The organism is Aliifodinibius sp. S!AR15-10 (genome assembly GCF_031569985.1).
Lineage (GTDB): Bacteria > Bacteroidota > Rhodothermia > Balneolales > Balneolaceae > JAMQKA01.
The window spans coordinates 1-899 of record NZ_JAMQKA010000121.1; the positions used below are offsets into that span (position 1 = coordinate 1).

1 protein-coding gene is annotated in these 899 nt (G+C 61.4%); it reads left to right on the forward strand.

The window, feature by feature from the left end:
• Positions 1–899, forward strand: an 899-nt coding sequence (gene tuf, locus NC796_RS26615; RefSeq protein WP_310688927.1) for an elongation factor Tu, incomplete at both ends; no start/stop codon positions are given.

The following is an 899-nucleotide window of genomic DNA, read 5'->3' on the forward strand; positions in this document are numbered from 1 at the left end:
ATGGCAAAAGAAACCTTTCAGCGCACGAAGCCGCATGTTAATATTGGAACGATTGGTCACGTGGATCACGGGAAGACGACCCTGACGGCGGCCATTACGACGGTCATGGCCAAGCACTACGGCGGGGTGGCCAAGCAGTTTGCCGACATAGACAACGCCCCGGAGGAACGCGAGCGGGGGATCACGATAGCCACGGCGCACGTGGAATATGAGACCGACGACCGCCACTACGCCCACGTGGACTGCCCGGGCCACGCCGACTACGTCAAGAACATGGTAACCGGGGCGGCCCAGATGGACGGGGCGATCCTGGTGGTAGCGGCCACCGACGGTCCGATGCCGCAGACCCGCGAGCACATCCTGCTGGCCCGCCAGGTAGGGGTCCCGCAGATTGTGGTGTTCATGAACAAGACCGACCTGGTTGACGATGAGGAGCTGATTGAGCTGGTGGAGCTGGAAGTGCGCGAGCTGCTGAGCTCCTATGAGTTTGACGGGGACAATATCCCGGTCATTCAGGGGAGTGCCCTGGAGGCGCTCAACGGCAAAGAGGAGCACGAGCAGGCGATTCTGGACCTGATGGATGCGGTCGACGAGACCATCCCGACCCCCGAGCGCGACATTGAAAAGCCATTCCTGATGCCGGTCGAGGATGTGTTCAGTATTACCGGCCGCGGCACGGTGGCGACCGGTCGTATCGAGCGGGGTGTGGTCAAGCTGAACGATGAGATTGAGATTGTCGGAATCGTTGAAGACCCGATGAGCAGCGTAGTGACCGGCATTGAGATGTTCCGTCGGATGCTCGATGAGGGGCAGGCCGGGGACAACGCCGGGATCCTGCTGCGCGGGATCGACAAGGAGGACCTGCAGCGCGGTATGGTGCTGTGTAAGCCGGGCTCGAT